Below are 17,682 nucleotides of genomic sequence, written 5' to 3'. Positions count from 1 at the left end.
ACGGCCCCGGAAAACTTGAAACTGTTAGCGAGCGGTGATCACCGACAGCTTGGTAATACCTGCCCGTTCAATCGATGCCATCGCCCGCGCCACTTCGCCGTAATTCACCCCGTCATCCGCCTGCAATTGCACACGCACTTCAGGATCCTTGGCCTTGGCCGACTTTAGGTTGAACTCCAGCAAATCAGGCTGGATTTCATCCTTATTGATAAACAGCTTGCCGGCGCCATCGATGCTCACCACCAGCGGGTCCTTCTGCTCTACCGGCGCCACGGCTTCGGTCTTGGGCAGGTTGATCGGAATGGCGTTGGTGAGCAGCGGGGCGGTGACAATAAACACCACCAGCAACACCAGCATGACGTCTACCAGCGGCGTGACGTTGATCTCGCTCAGCACCTCATCGCTGTCTTGCGTAGAGAAGGCCATATCAGGACGCCTCCTTCACTTTTTGCGCGTTGCCCGGCGCAGCAGCCTTGTGCGCCGTCGGGTGGACCAGCACACGGAACGAACTCTTCTGCGCCAGGCTGTAGAAGTCATGGGCGAAGTCGTCCAGGTCCGCCGCCGTCAGTTTCAGGCGCCGCAAAAAGTAGTTGTAAACCAGTACTGCCGGCACCGCGACGGCGATCCCCACACCGGTCGCAACCAGTGCCGCGCCAATCGGCCCAGCCACGGTTTCGAGGCTGGCCGAGCCTGCCGCGCTGATGCCTTTCAACGCTTCCATGATCCCCCACACCGTGCCGAACAAACCAATGAACGGCGACGTACTGCCAATACTTGCCACCACTGCCAGCCCGGTTTCCAGCGAGCGGCGCTCACGCACGATCTGCTGACGGAGGGCCCGCTCGAGGCGATCCTGATGGTTGATCGCCTGGCTCAGATCCGCCGCGTGTGGCGCTTCACCGACCTGGATCGCCGCGTAGCCAGCCTGGGCTACGCGCGCCGCAGCACCTGGCTGGGTCTCGGCCAACTCCGCCGCTGAATCAAGACTCGACGCTGCCCAGAACTGCTTGTGAAACTTGCGATCCTGAGCTTTCAGGCGGCCGAACTGCACGCCCTTGAGCAAGGCCAGACCCCAGGTGGCCACGGAAAAAACCACCAGCAGCCAGATCACCGCGCTTTCGATGGACTCAAGTGGAGATGCCAATAACGTCATGATGAATTCCTCGTGTAAACGTTTCGCGTGAAATAGGTTTCTGTTTAATGAATCTTGAAATCGATGGGCACGCTGACCCAGCCATCCTGGGCGACATCACCCTGCTTGGCCGGCACGAAACTCCAGCGTTTCACGGCGCTCAGGGCCGCTTCATCGAGGGCCTCGCGACCGCTGCTTTTCTGAATCTGGACCTCACCCGGCTTGCCGCTGGCGAGCACATGGACCCGTAACAACACCGTCCCTTCCCAACCGCGACGCTGGGCCAGCGACGGGTACTGCGGCGCCGCGTTTTTCAGGTACCCGGCGTTGGCCGAGGCCGCCGTCACGGGCGCTGGCGCAGGTGGAGCGGGTGGTGCTGGTGCCGCGACAGGCGCGGCCGGTTGTGGCGGTGATGGCGGTTGTGGAACCGCTTTGGGCACCGGTTTCGGAATCGGTTTGGCGACCGGTTTCGGCTTGGGAATCGGTTTCGGTGGCGGCGGTTTCACTGCCAGTTCGTCTTCAACCGGCGGTGGTGGCTCGACCACCTCTTGAACAGGTGGCGGCGGTGGTGGCGGCTCAACCACGGGCGGTGCCGGTTGCGAAAACTCGATGGTCATCGGTGGAATTTCCGGCGGCACTACCGGCAACACGGCGGTCGGCTGCTGGTTGACCCAATAGATCACGGCACCGTGCACGAGCAGCGCCAGCACACCCAGCAAAATCGTTTCCCGGCGGCTGAGGATGCCCCTTGGGGCGCGCTGCAAACGCTGCTGCCCCAAAGGCACGCGATGTACCCGGCCGAGGTCGACCAACTCGCCACCTGGCCCCTGGCGCCACAGCACCTCTTGTGCACTGGCGGCGGTCTGGACATTACCCATTGCTTTACTCCTGCGGTCTCTTTGCGAATAACCCGATAGGCCGGACCTGACATCCCCCGTACGACGTATCGACGGACAGATCATTGAGCTAGACGCTTATCTCTTAAAGTAATCTTTATCGTTATAGATAGATCAATATCGAATATAGAGAATAACCAAGAGTCCGCAGCCCTCGTGTTTCAAGGGCTATGGAAGACGCTCCCGGGCAACATGCCTTCAAGGCATGGAAAATATTCCCCAGAGGCATGGTGGAAGGGATGTTCAGACGCGATGAACAGCGGGAAGACCCTCGTCTGACTGCTACAGATGTGAGCAGTAATACGCGCTCTATCCATATTCAATTTAGGTCTAACTAACAATGGAATCCTTTATTGACGGAATAATGGCTTGCATTTAAAACCTCTGTCATCCCGCCTCGTCGCGAATGCCGTCGAGCTATTTTCAGGACGCCGAAAAAGCATATGGATCTTCGCCAGTTGCGTTACTTCATCGCCCTCAATGATCATCGCAGTTTCGTCCGCGCAGCCGACGCCATGGGAATCACGCAACCGGCGTTCAGCCGCAGTATCCAGGGACTTGAACAGGAGTTCGGGTGCGTGCTGGTTGACCGCGGTAACAAGGACTTGCGCCCGACGCCCGAGGGTCAGGTAGTGCTGCAACATGCACTGACCTTGGTGCAGGGGGCTGCAATGCTGAGCGCCCAAGTGACGCAGATGAACAAGCTCGACGCCGGCGAACTGCACTTCGGTTGCGCGCCTGCGGCAGCGGTGGGACTGGTGCCGGACGCGGTGGCGCAATTCATCAACGCCCACCCGAAAGTTCGTACCTGTTTCCAGGTGGATAACTGGGAAAAACTCAGCCGCGCATTGGGCCGCGAAGAGATCGAATTCTTCATCGCCGACATCCGTCACTTCGAAGCCGACCCCAACTTCCAGACGCACGCGCTGACGCCCAGGCGCGGCGTATTTTGCTGCAGGCAGGAACATCCGTTGCTGGCCAAGGAAAGCCTGTCGACCAATGACATGTTCGACTATCCATTGGCGACCACGCGGATTGCCCCAGGCATTCGAAAGTTGCTGGCCAACCTGAGCGGGCGCATGGATTTTTCGCCCAGTATCGAAACCGAGCATTTTCCAGCGCTGGTGAAAATCGTGCTGCAGTCGAATGCAATTGGCGTGGGAACCCAGGAGGCATTTGCCGAAGACATTGCCAAGGGCTCCCTGGTGCCGTTGCACTGGAGAAATTTGCCGCAGAACATCGAAACACTGAATGCGCGATGTGCGGTAGTGAGTCGAACGGGGTACCGGTTATCGACTGCGGCACGGGCGATGATTGCGGCATTGGTGGCGGTGGATAAGCATCAGCTTAGCGTTGCAGTTCAAGCCCCCTTGCGCGCGGGCACGCTGTCAAAAAGATGTGAGCGTGCCCCCTCGCCACAGGCATAAATCAGACTTGAGCAGCACGTGTCCTCGCGCCTGCCACCTGCTCCTCACGCACAAATCGGTTCGCCCGCCTGAACGTGCCGAAATCGTTAAAACGCACCCCCATCTCGCGCATGACCTTATGCGCCACCGGCACCGTCATCTGGCGAATGTAGAAAGGCTCCTTCACCACAAAATGATGAACCCCGTGACTGCTGCCGAAGTTGAAGCAGAACGCCTGCATCGGCCACATCCACCAGGGATTCAGTACCTGTGTCTGCTGCATCACATTGCCCGGCTCCACATCGCCGTAGTAGTGCATGTTCGAGCTGACGAAGTGCAGGCAAAAAGTACGCAGCACATTCGGGCCGATGATCACCACGACGGCGATATCGATCACCTGCATTACTGACAACGTGGTGGCCGACCATTCAATGGGTGCGCCTATCAGATGTGCGACGCCATTGGCTGCATGAAACCCGAGAAACACGTACCAGGCGCCCCAGTGCACCAACGCCAGCGGCGCATACACTTTCAGCGTGCGCTTGATGATGCTGAATTTATGCGCCCAGGTTTTGGCCCGCAGCATGCGAATGAACGCCGACATGATGTTGTCGCCGATCATCAGGAATCGCGCGAAACCCCAAGGCTCGCCGTTGGTGATGGCACGCTCTTCCATATCGGTTTCCGTGCCGGACACCTTGTGGTGATTGAGGTGCAGGTGGCGACGGATCCATGGGTTGATCGTGCTCGGCCGCGCCAGCCACACCAGAGCCATCATCAGGTTGTGCGGGATGCGCTTCTTGCGAAAATACATGCTGTGGATCAGATCGTGTTCCAGTTCGTGGGTCAGTGAAGCGAAAAATGCGTTGAGCAGCAGGCACACCCACCAGGCCATATGACCGTTGATGTACAGCGCTGCAGAACCGATCATCCCGGCCAGCGCAAAGGCCAGAATCCCCGCGCCCAAGGCGTCTTGATGATTGAGAAGGGGGTAGCGCTGACGCAATTCAACGCCCTTGGCCAACACCACTTCGCGAATATGCGCTGATCGTTGGGATGCATTCAGTCGTTGGGGACTTGCAGAAGTACGGTCCATGCTTCCATCCTCTGGTTATTGATGTTCGCATCCTGCCTTGCGAACCCTCGCAAGGCAGTAGCCGTGAACGCCAACCTGTTGACCGGAAGCGCCAATCAGCATGACTGAACCGACCTCCCTCGCCAGTTGGACCCGTGCCCTGCGCAAGCAACTGGACGCATTGGGCCTCGACAGCACCGCCCTGTGTCACCAGGCGGGGCTCGACCCGCTGTGGATGGACGACCCTAACGCCCGTTATCCGTTGTCCGGCACCACGCGGCTGTGGGAACTTGCCGTGCAGGTCAGTGGGGACCCGGCGATCGGCCTGCGGGTTTCACGCTTTGTCAGCCCGACCACCTTTCACGCACTCGGGTACGCGCTGGTGGCCAGCGGTAGCTTGCGCGAAGTCTTCGAACGCATCGTGCGCTATCACCAAGTGGTCAGCGATGCCCTTGAACTCGAATTGACCCGTTGCGAGGATCGTTATCGCTTCCGCCTGAAAGTCCCGCCGGGCAGCCCGGCGCCGGCCTATGAAGCCATTGATGCCTTCACTGCGATTTATGTGCGTACCTGCCGTAACCGGCTGGGCCGCGAATACGCGCCGATGGCGGTGTACCTGCGGCGTCCGGAACCGGCTGATGCGCACCAATGGCACAAGGTTTTCCGCTCACCGGTGCACTTCGCCGCCGACGAGGACCGCCTGGAGTTTTCCCTGGTGGACTTTGAAAGTCATCTGGACGACGCCAACCCGGAGCTGGCCGAGCACAACGAAACCGTGCTCAAGCGCACCCTGGCGCAACTCAAGCCGCTGACCTGGGAACGCAAGGTCCGCGACGCCATAGAAGAACAACTGCCCGAAGGCGAGCCCAGCGCAGAACACATCGCCCACACGCTGCACTTGAGTTTGCGCAGCCTGCAGCGGCACCTGGCAGATGAAGGTTGCCGGTTTGACACGTTGCTCAACGAAAGCCGCGAGAACCTGGCGTTGTTGCACCTGCGGGACCCGCAATGCTCATTGAGCGAGATCAGCTACCTGCTGGGGTTTGCCGACACCAGCAGCTTCAGCCGCGCCTTCAAGCGCTGGACCGGGATGACACCGGGGCAGTTTCGCGATGGATTGCGGTGATGTTAACGCCCACGATCCCGGCGCAACAATTTGCGCACCCGCGCCACCAGGTCACTCACCTTGAAAGGCTTGAGCAAGTAGTCTTCTTCGTGCAGTTCCAGCCCTCGCAGGCGGTCTTCGATGCCGTCCCTGGTGGTGAGGAATAACACCGGCGTGTCGCCGAGTTTGCGGATCTGTTGCTGCAGCTGCCAGCCGTTGAGGCCCGGCAGCATGACGTCGAGGATGATCATCTCGTACGCGCCGGACTCGATGAAACGTCGGCCATCCATCCCGTTCAGCGCTACATCGACCGTATAGCCCGCTTCACCCAGGCCGTTGGCCAGGAGTTTGGCGGTCTCCGGCTCGTCTTCTACTAACAACACACGCATGGCACACCTCATTTGTCGTCGCTACAGGCTATGCGCGTTCGGGGACAAAACCCACTAAAAGATGACCGCCAATGCCCGCAGCCGCTCGGCATCGGTAATTTCTATCTCGCCGTACCTCAAGCTGACGACACCCTGTCCTTCCAGCTCCTTGAGCAACTGGTTGGTCGTCTGGCGCGAGAGTGACAGCATCGACGCCAATTGCTCCTGTGGCAGGTGCAGCACACGACGTGGCGGATCGATTTCGCCATAGCTGTCGGCGATCATCAGCAAGCGGTGCGCCAGGCGTGCCGGGGCTGGCAGCAGGCTCAGCTGTTCGAGATTGATAAAGGTCAGGCGCAGTTTCTGGCTCATCAGCAATGCCAGTTGCCGCCAATACAGAGGCTGCTCATCGAGCATCGCCAACAGCGCCGTCTGGGGGATATGCAGCAGGGTGCACTGGCCCAGGCCAAAAGCGTCATGGGTGCGCGCCTGACCATCGAACAGGCAGATTTCACCGAACCAGTGCGGCTGCTCTACCAGACTCAACAGCGCTTCCTTGCCCTGCTCGTTAACCGCGCCGATGCGCACAGCACCTTCGAGCACCGCGTACAGCCCGCATGGCGGGTCACCACGTTTGAACAATCGCTGCCCCGCAGACAAGCGTCGCAGCCGGGCCGCTGCCAGCAGACTATCCTGTAGAGGAGCGGGCAGATGACTGAACCACTGGCCGTTCATCAAGCGCGCACGCCAGACCTGCATGTCCATGAAAACTCCTCGAGATTGTCGCCTGGCTGACAGAGCAAAACATCCAACCGGTGGATGATCACTCACCCTACAGGAGGAATAACAATGAAAAAAAGCCTGGTTGACCACCTCAGTCAATATGCCGCTTATCACCGCGACCCGAGAAACATCGCCAGTCATTTCATCGGAATTCCGCTGATTGTGGTCGCGGTAGCGGTGTTGCTGTCCCGCCCGCAATGGGCTGGAGGCTGGCTTTCGCCGGCGGTGCTGGTGTCGCTGGCGTCGGCTTGGTTCTACCTGCGCCTGGAACTGCGTCTCGGGCTACTGATGACGATACTCCTGGGTTTGTGCGTCTGGGCCGGTCATGTGTTAGCCCAGCAAAGCACCCCGGTATGGCTGGCCAGCGGCATCGGCATGTTTGTGGTGGGTTGGGCGATCCAGTTCGTGGGGCATCACTATGAAGGACGTAAACCGGCCTTTGTCGATGATGTGACGGGGTTGATTGTCGGTCCGTTGTTTGTGGTGGCGGAGTTGGCGTTTCTGCTGGGGCTGCGACATGACCTTAAAGAGCAGATCGAGACGCGTGCGGGGGGTGTGCGTCTGCGTCAGAAAAACGCAGCGGCGTAGATCGCTTTCGCGAGCAAGCCCGCTCCCACAGTGGATGGGTGTTGAACACAAAACTTGTGACCAACCTCAAACCCTGTGGTAGCGGGCTTGCCCGCGATGCTTTTAGATGTTGGCGAGTTTCTGCCAGACCTTCGGCTTGAAGAACAGCGTCTCCCCCTTCGCCAACCCGGTCAGGCTGTCGTGGTCCTTGACCACTTCCGCTTCGATCAGCTCGCTCTGGCCTTCGACTTTCAGCGTCACCCGGGTCGTCGCACCCAGTGGGCGGATATCGCGCACTTCGGCCGCATGGTGATCCTCCAGCTCATGACGCGACAGCGACACTTCGTGAGGACGGAACAGCACGTGATTGTCTTCGCCCAGGTGCAACCGGTTCGAATCCCCCAGGAAGTGGTAGACGAAATCGCTGGCCGGGTTCTCGTAGACGTCACCCGGTGAGCCGATCTGCTCGATCACGCCCTTGTTCATCACCACGATGCGGTCGGCGACTTCCATGGCTTCTTCCTGGTCGTGGGTCACGAACACCGACGTCAGGTTGATATCTTCGTGCAGGCGCGCCAACCACCGCCGCAGTTCCTTGCGGACCTTGGCATCGAGGGCCCCGAACGGTTCGTCGAGCAGCAGGACTTTGGGCTCTACCGCCAGGGCGCGGGCCAGGGCAATACGCTGGCGCTGACCACCGGAAAGCTGTTCCGGATAACGATCCGAGAGCCAGTCCAGCTGCACCATGTTGAGCAATTCGTGAACCTTGACCGCGATCTGGCTTTCGCTCGGACGCTGGTTTTTCGGCTTCATGCGCAGGCCGAACGCGACGTTGTCGAACACCGTCATGTGGCGGAACAGCGCGTAATGCTGGAACACGAAGCCGACGTTACGATCACGCACGTCGTGGCCGGAAACGTCTTCACCGTGGAACACGATATTGCCCTGATCCGGCGTCTCCAGGCCGGCGATGATCCGCAGCAGCGTGGTCTTGCCGCAACCGGAGGGGCCGAGCAGCGCCACGAGCTCACCGCTCTGGATGTCCAGGCTGATGTTGTCCAGCGCCTTGAACGCGTTGAAATTCTTGCTGACGTTACGCACTTCGATCGACATGAATTATTCCTCCGCGGCGCTGGCGCGCAGGCGGTTAATACGATTTTCGCTCCACTGCTTCAGCAGCAGGATGAAGAGCGCCATGATCAGCAACAGGCTCGCTACCGCGAACGCGGCCACGTGGTTGTATTCGTTGTAGAGGATCTCGACATGCAACGGCAAGGTGTTGGTCACCCCGCGAATGTGCCCGGAGACCACCGACACCGCACCGAACTCACCCATGGCCCGTGCGGTACACAGCACCACGCCGTAGATCAGGCCCCACTTGATGTTGGGCACGGTGACGTGCCAGAACATCTGCCAACCATTGGCCCCCAGCAGCCTGGCGGCTTCTTCTTCCTGGGTGCCCTGTTCCTGCATCAGCGGGATCAGTTCCCGCGCCACGAATGGCACGGTGACAAAGATCGTCGCCAGCACGATGCCCGGCAAGGCGAAGACGATCTGGATGTCATGATCCTGCAGCCACGGCCCGAACAGCCCTTGGGCGCCGAACATCAGCACGTAGACCAGACCGGCGATCACTGGCGAGACCGAGAAAGGCAGGTCGATCAGGGTCACCAGCATGCTCTTGCCACGGAATGAGTACTTGCTCACGCACCACGCGGCGCTGACACCAAACACGACATTCAGGGGCACGGAGATCAATACGGCAATCAGGGTGAGCTTCAGCGCGGAGAGCGCATCAGGCTCGAAGATCGCGGTGAAGAATGCACCGATACCCATTTTCAAACCCTGGGAGACCACGATGATCAGCGGCAGCAACAGGAACAGGGCGAACACCAGCCAGCCGAGGCCGATCAGCACCCGACGGGAACTGGCACTGCCACGACGGGCAGCGTTCGAGGAAGCAGCAGCAATAGACGATTGGGACATGTGTGCGCCTCCTTATGGGGTTTCGATACGGCGTTGCAGCAGGTTGATCAGCAGCAACAGGACGAAGGAAACCACCAACATCAACACACCGATGGACGTGGCGCCGGTGTAATCGTACTGGTCGAGCTTGACCATGATCAGCAGCGGCAGGATTTCAGTTTTCATCGGCATGTTGCCGGCGATGAAAATCACCGAGCCGTATTCGCCAACCCCCCGGGCAAAGGCCAGGGCAAAGCCGGTCAGCCAGGCTGGCAACAGCGCTGGCACCAGGATATGGCGAAACACCTGCAGGGGTTTGGCACCCAGGCACGCCGCCGCTTCTTCGACTTCACGAGGGATATCGGCCAATACCGGCTGTACCGTACGTACCACGAATGGAAGCGTAACGAATGTCAGCGCGAGGGTGATACCCAGGGGGGTGTAGGCGATCTTGAAGCCCAAATCCGCCGCCAGCTGGCCAACCCAGCCGTTAGGCGCGTAGAGGGCAGTCAGCGCGATGCCGGCTACGGCGGTCGGCAAGGCGAAGGGCAAGTCGATCATCGCATCGATGATCTTGCGCCCCGGGAAGGTATAGCGCACCAGCACCCAGGCGAGCAGCGTGCCGATGATGCCGTTGATGATCGCGGCATAGAGCGCAGTGCCGAAGCTCAGCTTCAACGCCGCCAGCACTCGAGGCGCGGAGATGATTGCCCAGAACTGATCCCAGGTGAGTTGAGAGGCGTGCACGAACATCGCCGCCAGTGGAATGAGCACAATCAGGCTGAGGTACACCAAGGTGTAGCCCAGCGTCAGCCCGAAGCCGGGTATGACGGGGGAGATACGACGCGACATAAAAGTCCTTGGTTAAAAACGCATCAATGTGGGAGCGGGCTTGCTCGCGAAGAGGAAGAATCAGTCAACATCCCTGTCACTGAAATACCGCCTTCGCGAGCCAGCTCGCTCCCACATGTTGGGGCTCGTTTCGAGTGAGATTACTGCGCCTGATAGATCTGGTCGAACACCCCGCCATCATTAAAGAATTTCGGTTGGGCAGTTTTCCAGCCGCCGAAGTCTTTGTCGATGGTCACCAGCTCCAGTTTCGGGAACTGCTGGGCATACTTGGCGGCGACTTCCTTGTCACGTGGGCGATAGAAATTCTTCGCTGCAATTTCCTGGCCGGCCGGGCTGTACAGGTGCTTGAGGTAGGCTTCGGCGATCTGCTGGTTGCCCTTTTTCTCGGCGTTCTTGTCGACTACAGCCACTGGAGGTTCGGCCAGGATCGACAGCGAAGGCACGACGATCTCGAATTTGTCGGCGCCGCCATCTTCCTTCAGAGCCAGGAACGCTTCGTTTTCCCAAGCCAGCAACACGTCGCCCTGACCGTTGTTGACGAAAGTGATGGTCGAACCGCGAGCGCCGGTGTCCAACACAGGGACGTGCTTGAACAGCGTCTGCACATATTCCTTGGCCTTGGCTTCGTCACCGCCGTTGGCTTTGAGGCCATAAGCCCAGGCCGCGAGGAAGTTCCAGCGTGCGCCGCCGGAGGTCTTCGGGTTCGGGGTGATCACCGACACATCATTTTTAACCAAGTCGCCCCAGTCCTTGATGCCTTTCGGGTTGCCCTTGCGCACCAGGAACACGATGGTCGAAGTGTAAGGGGTGCTCGCCTCCGGCAGACGCTTCTGCCAGTCGGCTGGCAAGGTCTTGCCGAGTTTGGCAATTTCATCGATGTCGCCGGCCAGTGCCAGGGTCACCACGTCGGCACGCAGACCGTCGATGACCGCACGGCCCTGCTTGCCCGAGCCACCGTGGGACTGCTGGATTTTCACCGAATCGCCGGCGTGGTCTTTCTGCCAGAATTTGACGAATTCTGCGTTGTATTCCTGATACAGCTCGCGAGTCGGGTCGTACGACACGTTAAGGAGCTCGTAGTCCTTGGCAACCGCAGAACCAGCAAAAAGGGCACTGGCCAGGGCGGCCAAAGCGAAATGACGAATCGACGACATGGTGAAAGCTCCTGGAATTCTGATTGTGTTGGCTTTTTTTGATTTTATGGAATCGCGGTACGGCTCAAAGATCGTTCGGCCAAGTGCGTGATCATTGATCAGCCCGGCTTGTTGCCCGGCTGCTGCAGACGGAATTTTTCCTTGCGTTCGATCTGGACGACCTGAGCGTTGTGCACAGTGATTTCCACTGCCCCGAACCGCAGGTCGCGCAGTGCGCTCTGGATCTCGCGCAGGATGGTTGCTTCGTCCTGGCCGTCAACGCTACGTAGGGATGCGCTCATGGTGCTGCTCCTTCGACTGAGAGGTTGCCTGGCAGTGGCGGCACTGCTTGCGGCGTGAGACCAATAGTAGATAGGTGCGGATATTCTTAAAAAGACTATTTAAGAATGTTTATATAACCAGAAGTACTCATGACGAACACCGCCCATCCTCCGCCCCGTAGGAGCTGTCGAGTGAAACGAGGCTGCGATTGATGCTGCGCAATCTTTCAAGGGGACCACAAGAACGTCTAACCGATAAGCGGCGCCCGCGCCCAGTCGAGCTGCGCAGCAGGCATTGGTCGCGCGAACCAGTAGCCCTGGCCAAGATCGCAGTCGTGCTCGAGCAGGAAACTGGCCTGCTCGACCTGCTCGATCCCTTCGGCGTGCACCTGCATGCCCATGCTCTTGGCCAACGCGATAATGACCCGCACGATCGCCACGTCGTCGTCGTCGTCCCACGGCAGCCCGGCAACGAAACCCTGGTCGATCTTGAGTTTCTGTACTGGCAAGCGCTTGAGCCGCAGCAAGGATGAATAGCCGGTGCCAAAATCATCGATCGCCAGGCGCACGCCCAGCTCACGCAAGCGATGCATCTGCTCCAGCGCCACTTCCGGGTCATCCATTACCGCGCTTTCTGTCACCTCCAGCTCCAGAAACGCCGGGTTGAGCCCTGTGTCGCGCAGCACCTGCGCCACCTGCTGGTACAGCTCACGACGGGCAAACAGCCGCGCAGACACATTCACCGCAACAAACGACAACACAACGCCGGACTGCTGCCATTGGCACATTTGCTGACACGCCTGCTGCATGACCCAGGCATCGATTTCCGCGATCAGGCCGGTACGCTCGGCGATGGGAATGAACTCGGCAGGCGAGACCAAACCCCGCAGAGGGTGCTCCCAGCGCACCAGCGCCTCGACGCCGATCAGGCGACTGGTCTTCAGGTCGTGGACCGGCTGGTAATACACCCGCAGCTCATCCTGCTCCAGCGCCCTGCGTAATTCGAACGCGGTCTCGACCCGCTGCTGGGCCTGGGCCGTCAGTTCTTCGGTATAAAGCGCATAGCTGTCGCGGCCTGCATTTTTCGCCTTGAACAAGGCCGCGTCCGCATTACGCAGCAACTGCGCGGCACTCAGGGCGTCGCTGGGAAACAGGCTGATGCCCACGCTGGCGTTGATGAACAGCTGATTGCCGTCGATCACGAAGGCTTCCTTGAAGCCGTCAATGATCCGCTGGGCCAGCGCCGCCGCATGGACCAGTTGCGGGCAACCTTCCGCCAGGACTGCAAATTCATCGCCCCCGAGGCGGGCCAGGGTAATGCCTGGCCCGAACATCGCCAGCAGCCGCTCGGCCACGGCCTTGAGCATCTGATCGCCCACGGTGTGACCGAGGCTGTCGTTGATCATCTTGAAGTGATCCAGGTCGATCACCAGCAGGGCGCAGCCGCGCTTGTGCACCTGTGCCGATGCCACGGCCTGTTCGGCGCGGTCGGTGAACAGCAGGCGATTGGGCAAGTCGGTCAATGGGTCGTGATGGGCGAGATGGGTCAGCTCATTCTCGGAGTTCTTGATTGCACTGATGTCGGAAAATACCGCCACGTATTGGCTGACCCGTCCATCATCGTCGCGAACGATACGGATCGTCTGCCACTGCGGGTAGATTTCCCCGCTTTTGCGCCGATTCCAGATTTCACCGCTCCACTCGCCAACACTGTTGAGCGTCTTGAACATGGCCTGGTAGAAGCTCGCCGGATGGCGACCGGATTTGAACAGGCTCGGTTGCTGGCCCATCACTTCTTCGCGCTGATAGCCGGTGATCTGCATAAACGCCCGGTTGACGTGAACGATCAATCCTTTGTCATTTGTGACCAGCACGCCTTCGCGGGTGCAATCGAACACGGCCGCCGCCTGACGCAGCCGCTCTCTATCCGCAGAACGCTCACGCAACTGCGCACCGATCCCAAGGCAGCGGAACAAACGCGTGCGGGCAATGAAAATAATGCCCGCGCTTAGAATCAGCCAGATGTAGCCGTTGATCGTTTGCCAGTGCAACGCCTCGGCCGAATCATCGAAGAAACTGTTTAATGCAAAACCGCTGAGCGAAACCCAGAGGACGGAAAGCAGCAGATACAGCAGCGCTGCACGCAGGGCGTCGCGATAGGTGGCAGACATTCGGTCGTCCATGTCCCTCAAATGATTGGAATTATAGGGTAAAGAAACATCCAGCCACTCTTATCTGAAAGGGTGACTGGTTTTATCTGTGCGCTTGGTGATAATGCGAGGGCTGTTTTTTTCTTTATCGAGGGCCCTACAGCCTATGTGGTACGAAGGTTTTCTTGGCTTGTCGCCTTGGTCACTGGTGGCAGTCACCCTGCTGATGACCCACATCACAATCATCGGCGTCACTGTCTATCTGCATCGCTATTCAGCCCATCGCTCCCTTGAGCTCAATGCCGGCCTGAAACATTTCTTCCGCTTCTGGCTGTGGTTGACCACGGCGCAGAACACCCGTGAGTGGACCGCTATCCACCGCAAGCATCACGCCAAATGCGAAACCGTCGATGACCCGCACAGCCCCGTCGTCAAGGGCCTGTCCACCGTTTTGCGCAAAGGTGCGGAGCTGTATCGCGCCGAAGCGGAAAATCCGGAGACCCTGCGCATCTATGGCAAGAACTGCCCGGAAGACTGGATCGAACGTAACCTGTATAGCCGCTTTCCGCTACTGGGCGTGGCAATCATGGGTGTCATCGACGTGTTGCTGTTCGGCACCATCGGCATCACCATCTGGGCCATCCAGATGATGTGGATCCCAGTGTGGGCGGCCGGCGTGGTCAACGGCCTGGGCCATGCCATCGGTTATCGCAACTTCGAATGCCGCGATGCGGCCACCAACCTGGTGCCGTGGGGCATCCTGATTGGCGGCGAAGAACTGCACAACAACCACCACACCTACCCCAACTCGGCAAAACTGTCGGTGAAGAAATGGGAGTTCGACCTCGGCTGGGCCTGGATCCAGGTTTTCAGCTTCCTGCGCCTGGCCAAGGTTCAGCGGGTCGCGCCAATTGCCCATCGGGTTGAAGGCAAAGGCAACCTGGACATGGATACCGCCATGGCGATCCTCAACAATCGTTTCCAGATCATGGCCCAGTACCGCAAATTGGTCATCGCGCCCCTGGTCAAGCAAGAGCTGGAAAAGGTCGATCACTCCGTTCGCCACCAGTTTCACCGGGCCAAGCGTCTGTTGTCGCGTGAAACCAGCCTGCTGGATGACAAGCACCATGTGCGGATCCAGACCATGCTCGAGCACAGTCAGGCCCTGAAAGTCATTTACGAGAAGCGCCTGGCTTTGCAGCAGATCTGGGTCAAGACCAGTTCCAATGGTCACGACATGCTGGCAGCCATCAAGGAATGGATTCACGAGGCTGAAGCCAGCGGGATTCAGTCCCTGCGTGACTTCGCCGACCAGCTGAAAACCTACTCCTTGCGCCCCGCCAACGCCTGACCCCACGCAGAGCACCTCGCCCGAGGTGCTCCGCGACAGCAAGGCGCGCTCCTGTGGCGAGTATGCTTGCTCCCGCTCGCTTTTTGCGCAGCAAACGCCCCCTGAACAACCGCTGCACGCGATAAAACCCTTAGCTTACCGCCCGGCGGGTGCATCCCCCTGCTCTCCCTGCCCCGGGAACTTAGTTCCAAATCCCCTATCTCAAAAGCACTTCGCCACCCTGGCGGTCTTCGTTGCAGCCGCTGCCGAACTCGCGGCACGCTCTTTGAGATTAGTGTCGATGGTCGATAAAAACCCGCAGGATTCTTCCCCGCCGCAATGGCCAGAGGCCGCCCAGACCCTGATGGCGCTGATGCAGGCCCGAGGCGAGGTCGCGCGCTTGAGTGAACGCGAACAGCTGTTGAGCTCGCTGCTGGTGAGCGTCAATGCGGTGCTGTGGGCATTCAACTGGGAAACCCGCGAGGTGCTCTATGTCAGCCCGGCCTACGAACGAATTTTTGGGCGCCCCACCGACCCGTTGCTGGCCGACTACAACCAGTGGCGCGACAGCGTTTACCCGGATGACCTGGAAGAAGCCGAGCGCAGCCTGGCCTCCGTGCTGGACAAAGGCTCGGTCGAAGACCGTGAGTATCGAATCGTTACCGCCGACGGCCAGGTACGCTGGCTGAGCGACAAGTGCTTTATCAACCGCCAGGGCGAGCCGGGCCAGCCTTTGATCATCGTCGGCATTGCTGAAGACATCACCGAAAAAAAGCACCTCGAAACCGAACTGCAACGCCTGGCCACTACCGACGAATTGACCGAAAGCAGCAACCGCCGGCATTTTTTTGAATGCGCCAACCACGAGTTCGAGCGGGCGCGAACCCAGGGCACCCCGCTGTCGTTCCTGATGCTGGATATCGATGATTTCAAGACCGTGAACGACACCTATGGCCACCAGGAAGGCGATAACGTGTTGCAACGCATCGCTGAGTGCGGTCGCGCCGCATTGCGTCGTGGTGACGTGTTCGGGCGCATCGGCGGAGAGGAGTTTGCGGCAGTGTTTCCAGGCTGTGAGCCCGGGGTGGCCATGCAGGTGGCCGAGCGCCTGCAACGGGAAATTCAACAACTGAGTTTCAGCCACGACAGCCGGACTTTCACCATCACCATCAGCCAGGGCCTGACCAGCCTCTTGCCTGAGGATGACAGTGTCGACAGCCTGTTCTCCCGGGCGGATGCCGCGATGTATGAAGCCAAGCGACAGGGCAAGAACCGGATCATCCCCGGCTGATTCGCCCCCCTGTAGGAGCTGCCGAGAGAAACGAGGCTGCGATCTTTTGATTTGGGGCTAACCAAAGATCAGAAGATCGCAGCCTTCGGCAGCTCCTGCGGGGCGGGGGTGGCTATTTTTTGCGCAACCGCACCAACTCCGGCAGGCCGATCTGCAGCAACCTCGCCGTGCGCCCCTTGGCCAGCGCCTCAAGCCCCTCATCCTCGCCCAGGCCCGCCAGTTGAGCCGCCATGTTCATCACCAGCGCTTCGCGGGAATAAACCCCGCCACCGAGCTGATAGACCGCCGCGATCAGCTCTCGCAGCTCCAGCGGCAGGCGCCAGCGGGTGCGCAGCGCCGAACCGTAAGCGGCCGCAAATCCACTCAGCGCTTCGTCGACCTCAGCCAACTCGCCCAGCTCGCCGCCGGCCTGCTTCCATTCCTGCAAACAACGCAGCAAGGCCAGGTCACCCAGCCGATGCAGCATGCCCGCGCAATAACAGCGCTCCTGGTCCAGGTCGAGAAGACGGGCCAGGGTCCGCGCGTATTCGGCGGTATGCAGCGACAGGTCCCAATAACGCTCGGCGTAGTCAGCCAGGTACGGGTCGCTGAGCCGCGCGGTGCGCTTGAGGGTCAGCCCCAGAATCAGGTTCATGCTCTGCCCGCAGCCCAGGCGATGCAGGGCCTGGGCCAGGGTTTGCACGGCAGCACCGCGGTGTTGGGCGGCGCTGTTGGCGGCAGCGATCAGCACGGCGGTAATCTGCGGATCGGTACGCGTTCCCTCTTCGAGGACGGTCAGGTCAAGCCCGTCGGGGTTGAGGCTGCGTTTGACCGCTACCTCCACATCGGTCATCAGTGGTGCACCGTCAGCCAGAGTCCGCCGGCGCTCCAGATACACCGCCAAGGTCATGCCCGCCGCCAGGGCCGGCACTTCACAAAAAACTTCCTGCCCGGCATCAAGCAGCAGATCCTGCAATCGCTGGGTCAGGTTTTCCATGTTCAACGGCTTGGTCAGGTAAGCCGTAGGTGCCAACGGTAAGGCTTCGCGCACGCTGGTGCTGTCATTGCGGCTGCTCATCAGAATGAACGGCAACGGCGGATTGCGCTTGCGCTGGCGAACGCTGCGCAACACATTCAAGCCATCCACACCAGGCAACTCCCAGTCGACGATCACCAGGTCGTAGGCGTTTTCCGCGAGTCGCGACAACGCGTCCTGGCCATCGGCACAGAGATCGATGCGAGCATCGCAGCGCACGTTCAGCAGTACTTGCTGGAGCAAATCCCGCGACCACGGATCCGCCTCGGCAATCAGCACTCGAGGTACAGCGGGTAACTCAACAGCTCTCATGCAAACAGGCTCCCCTCTCAA

At 59.7% G+C, this 17,682-nt stretch carries 17 protein-coding genes and 1 pseudogene; 5 read left to right on the top strand and 13 right to left on the bottom strand.

Translation table 11 applies throughout. From position 1 onward, the window contains the following. Window positions 1-24: 24 nt before the first annotated feature. The 3 genes from IMW75_RS23660 to IMW75_RS23650 are packed head-to-tail and all read right to left on the bottom strand — an operon-like array spanning window position 25 to window position 2,010. Window positions 25-426 (bottom strand): ExbD/TolR family protein, encoded by a 402-nt coding sequence (locus IMW75_RS23660; RefSeq protein ID WP_003220570.1) that lies wholly within the window; start codon window positions 424-426, stop codon window positions 25-27. A 1-nt stretch (window position 427) separates the two neighbouring features. Beyond that, window positions 428-1,153, bottom strand: coding sequence for a MotA/TolQ/ExbB proton channel family protein (locus IMW75_RS23655; RefSeq protein WP_205893928.1), 726 nt, complete (start codon window positions 1,151-1,153; stop codon window positions 428-430). Between the two features lie 44 nt (window positions 1,154-1,197). Then, window positions 1,198-2,010, bottom strand: a complete 813-nt coding sequence (locus IMW75_RS23650; RefSeq protein WP_205893927.1) for an energy transducer TonB — start codon at window positions 2,008-2,010, stop codon at window positions 1,198-1,200. A gap of 461 nt (window positions 2,011-2,471) precedes the next feature. Here IMW75_RS23650 and IMW75_RS23645 point away from each other — a divergent pair. Beyond that, a pseudogene (locus IMW75_RS23645) lies at window positions 2,472-3,389 on the top strand (LysR family transcriptional regulator); the annotation flags it as partial. A 67-nt stretch (window positions 3,390-3,456) separates the two neighbouring features. Here IMW75_RS23645 and IMW75_RS23640 read toward each other — a convergent pair. Beyond that, window positions 3,457-4,530 (bottom strand): fatty acid desaturase, encoded by a 1,074-nt coding sequence (locus tag IMW75_RS23640; protein WP_205893925.1) that lies wholly within the window; start codon window positions 4,528-4,530, stop codon window positions 3,457-3,459. 100 nt (window positions 4,531-4,630) lie between these two features. Between IMW75_RS23640 and IMW75_RS23635 the strand changes: the two genes are divergently transcribed. Continuing rightward, window positions 4,631-5,635, top strand: a complete 1,005-nt coding sequence (locus IMW75_RS23635; RefSeq protein WP_045059465.1) for an AraC family transcriptional regulator — start codon at window positions 4,631-4,633, stop codon at window positions 5,633-5,635. 2 nt (window positions 5,636-5,637) lie between these two features. Here the strand turns inward: IMW75_RS23635 and IMW75_RS23630 are convergent, their stop codons facing one another. Beyond that, the gene (locus IMW75_RS23630) at window positions 5,638-6,003 is read right to left on the bottom strand and encodes a response regulator (protein ID WP_045059466.1); all 366 of its coding nucleotides are present in this window, start codon (window positions 6,001-6,003) and stop codon (window positions 5,638-5,640) included. 54 nt (window positions 6,004-6,057) lie between these two features. Then, a complete protein-coding gene (locus IMW75_RS23625; protein ID WP_205893924.1) occupies window positions 6,058-6,747 on the bottom strand; it encodes a Crp/Fnr family transcriptional regulator in 690 nt (229 codons plus the stop codon). An 84-nt stretch (window positions 6,748-6,831) separates the two neighbouring features. On the opposite strand from IMW75_RS23625, the gene IMW75_RS23620 reads away from it, so the two are divergent. Beyond that, on the top strand, window positions 6,832-7,353 hold the full coding sequence (locus tag IMW75_RS23620) for an Mpo1 family 2-hydroxy fatty acid dioxygenase (RefSeq protein ID WP_045059468.1): 522 nt from the start codon (window positions 6,832-6,834) through the stop codon (window positions 7,351-7,353). A 102-nt stretch (window positions 7,354-7,455) separates the two neighbouring features. Here IMW75_RS23620 and IMW75_RS23615 read toward each other — a convergent pair whose 3' ends face one another. The 6 genes from IMW75_RS23615 to dibA form a co-directional block, all read right to left on the bottom strand. Further along, the gene (locus IMW75_RS23615) at window positions 7,456-8,445 is read right to left on the bottom strand and encodes a sulfate/molybdate ABC transporter ATP-binding protein (protein ID WP_045059469.1); all 990 of its coding nucleotides are present in this window, start codon (window positions 8,443-8,445) and stop codon (window positions 7,456-7,458) included. A 3-nt stretch (window positions 8,446-8,448) separates the two neighbouring features. After that, window positions 8,449-9,318: a sulfate ABC transporter permease subunit CysW gene (gene cysW, locus IMW75_RS23610; protein WP_045059470.1), complete on the bottom strand. Its 870-nt coding sequence runs from the start codon at window positions 9,316-9,318 to the stop codon at window positions 8,449-8,451. Between the two features lie 12 nt (window positions 9,319-9,330). Beyond that, window positions 9,331-10,149, bottom strand: coding sequence for a sulfate ABC transporter permease subunit CysT (gene cysT / locus IMW75_RS23605; RefSeq protein ID WP_045059471.1), 819 nt, complete (start codon window positions 10,147-10,149; stop codon window positions 9,331-9,333). 140 nt (window positions 10,150-10,289) lie between these two features. Continuing rightward, window positions 10,290-11,303, bottom strand: a complete 1,014-nt coding sequence (locus IMW75_RS23600) for a sulfate ABC transporter substrate-binding protein (protein ID WP_045059472.1) — start codon at window positions 11,301-11,303, stop codon at window positions 10,290-10,292. 98 nt (window positions 11,304-11,401) lie between these two features. Further along, window positions 11,402-11,584 (bottom strand): sulfur starvation response protein OscA, encoded by a 183-nt coding sequence (gene oscA, locus IMW75_RS23595; protein WP_007975618.1) that lies wholly within the window; start codon window positions 11,582-11,584, stop codon window positions 11,402-11,404. Between the two features lie 227 nt (window positions 11,585-11,811). Continuing rightward, window positions 11,812-13,734, bottom strand: coding sequence for a phosphodiesterase DibA (gene dibA / locus IMW75_RS23590; protein ID WP_205893923.1), 1,923 nt, complete (start codon window positions 13,732-13,734; stop codon window positions 11,812-11,814). Between the two features lie 145 nt (window positions 13,735-13,879). On the opposite strand from dibA, the gene desA reads away from it, so the two are divergent. After that, window positions 13,880-15,064 (top strand): delta-9 fatty acid desaturase DesA, encoded by a 1,185-nt coding sequence (desA, locus tag IMW75_RS23585; protein ID WP_205893922.1) that lies wholly within the window; start codon window positions 13,880-13,882, stop codon window positions 15,062-15,064. A gap of 280 nt (window positions 15,065-15,344) precedes the next feature. After that, on the top strand, window positions 15,345-16,334 hold the full coding sequence (locus IMW75_RS23580; RefSeq protein WP_205893921.1) for a GGDEF domain-containing protein: 990 nt from the start codon (window positions 15,345-15,347) through the stop codon (window positions 16,332-16,334). Between the two features lie 112 nt (window positions 16,335-16,446). Here the strand turns inward: IMW75_RS23580 and IMW75_RS23575 are convergent, their stop codons facing one another. Next, the gene (locus tag IMW75_RS23575; protein WP_205893920.1) at window positions 16,447-17,661 is read right to left on the bottom strand and encodes an HDOD domain-containing protein; all 1,215 of its coding nucleotides are present in this window, start codon (window positions 17,659-17,661) and stop codon (window positions 16,447-16,449) included. Window positions 17,662-17,682: the final 21 nt, after the last annotated feature.

Source organism: Pseudomonas gregormendelii, assembly GCF_017114825.1.
In the GTDB taxonomy this organism is placed as follows: Bacteria; Pseudomonadota; Gammaproteobacteria; order Pseudomonadales; family Pseudomonadaceae; genus Aquipseudomonas; species Aquipseudomonas gregormendelii.
The sequence above is the reverse complement of the archived record's forward strand: the minus strand, read 5'-3'. Positions and strand labels throughout refer to the sequence as shown.

Coding starts and splice junctions, on each gene's coding strand:
- IMW75_RS23660 (WP_003220570.1), bottom strand. CDS start 426: ATGGCCTTCTCTACGCAAGACAGCGATGAGGTGCTGAGCGAGATCAAC.
- IMW75_RS23655 (WP_205893928.1), bottom strand. CDS start 1,153: ATGACGTTATTGGCATCTCCACTTGAGTCCATCGAAAGCGCGGTGATC.
- IMW75_RS23650 (WP_205893927.1), bottom strand. CDS start 2,010: ATGGGTAATGTCCAGACCGCCGCCAGTGCACAAGAGGTGCTGTGGCGC.
- IMW75_RS23640 (WP_205893925.1), bottom strand. CDS start 4,530: ATGGACCGTACTTCTGCAAGTCCCCAACGACTGAATGCATCCCAACGA.
- IMW75_RS23635 (WP_045059465.1), top strand. CDS start 4,631: ATGACTGAACCGACCTCCCTCGCCAGTTGGACCCGTGCCCTGCGCAAG.
- IMW75_RS23630 (WP_045059466.1), bottom strand. CDS start 6,003: ATGCGTGTGTTGTTAGTAGAAGACGAGCCGGAGACCGCCAAACTCCTG.
- IMW75_RS23625 (WP_205893924.1), bottom strand. CDS start 6,747: ATGGACATGCAGGTCTGGCGTGCGCGCTTGATGAACGGCCAGTGGTTC.
- IMW75_RS23620 (WP_045059468.1), top strand. CDS start 6,832: ATGAAAAAAAGCCTGGTTGACCACCTCAGTCAATATGCCGCTTATCAC.
- IMW75_RS23615 (WP_045059469.1), bottom strand. CDS start 8,445: ATGTCGATCGAAGTGCGTAACGTCAGCAAGAATTTCAACGCGTTCAAG.
- cysW (WP_045059470.1), bottom strand. CDS start 9,318: ATGTCCCAATCGTCTATTGCTGCTGCTTCCTCGAACGCTGCCCGTCGT.
- cysT (WP_045059471.1), bottom strand. CDS start 10,149: ATGTCGCGTCGTATCTCCCCCGTCATACCCGGCTTCGGGCTGACGCTG.
- IMW75_RS23600 (WP_045059472.1), bottom strand. CDS start 11,303: ATGTCGTCGATTCGTCATTTCGCTTTGGCCGCCCTGGCCAGTGCCCTT.
- oscA (WP_007975618.1), bottom strand. CDS start 11,584: ATGAGCGCATCCCTACGTAGCGTTGACGGCCAGGACGAAGCAACCATC.
- dibA (WP_205893923.1), bottom strand. CDS start 13,734: ATGTCTGCCACCTATCGCGACGCCCTGCGTGCAGCGCTGCTGTATCTG.
- desA (WP_205893922.1), top strand. CDS start 13,880: ATGTGGTACGAAGGTTTTCTTGGCTTGTCGCCTTGGTCACTGGTGGCA.
- IMW75_RS23580 (WP_205893921.1), top strand. CDS start 15,345: ATGGTCGATAAAAACCCGCAGGATTCTTCCCCGCCGCAATGGCCAGAG.
- IMW75_RS23575 (WP_205893920.1), bottom strand. CDS start 17,661: ATGAGAGCTGTTGAGTTACCCGCTGTACCTCGAGTGCTGATTGCCGAG.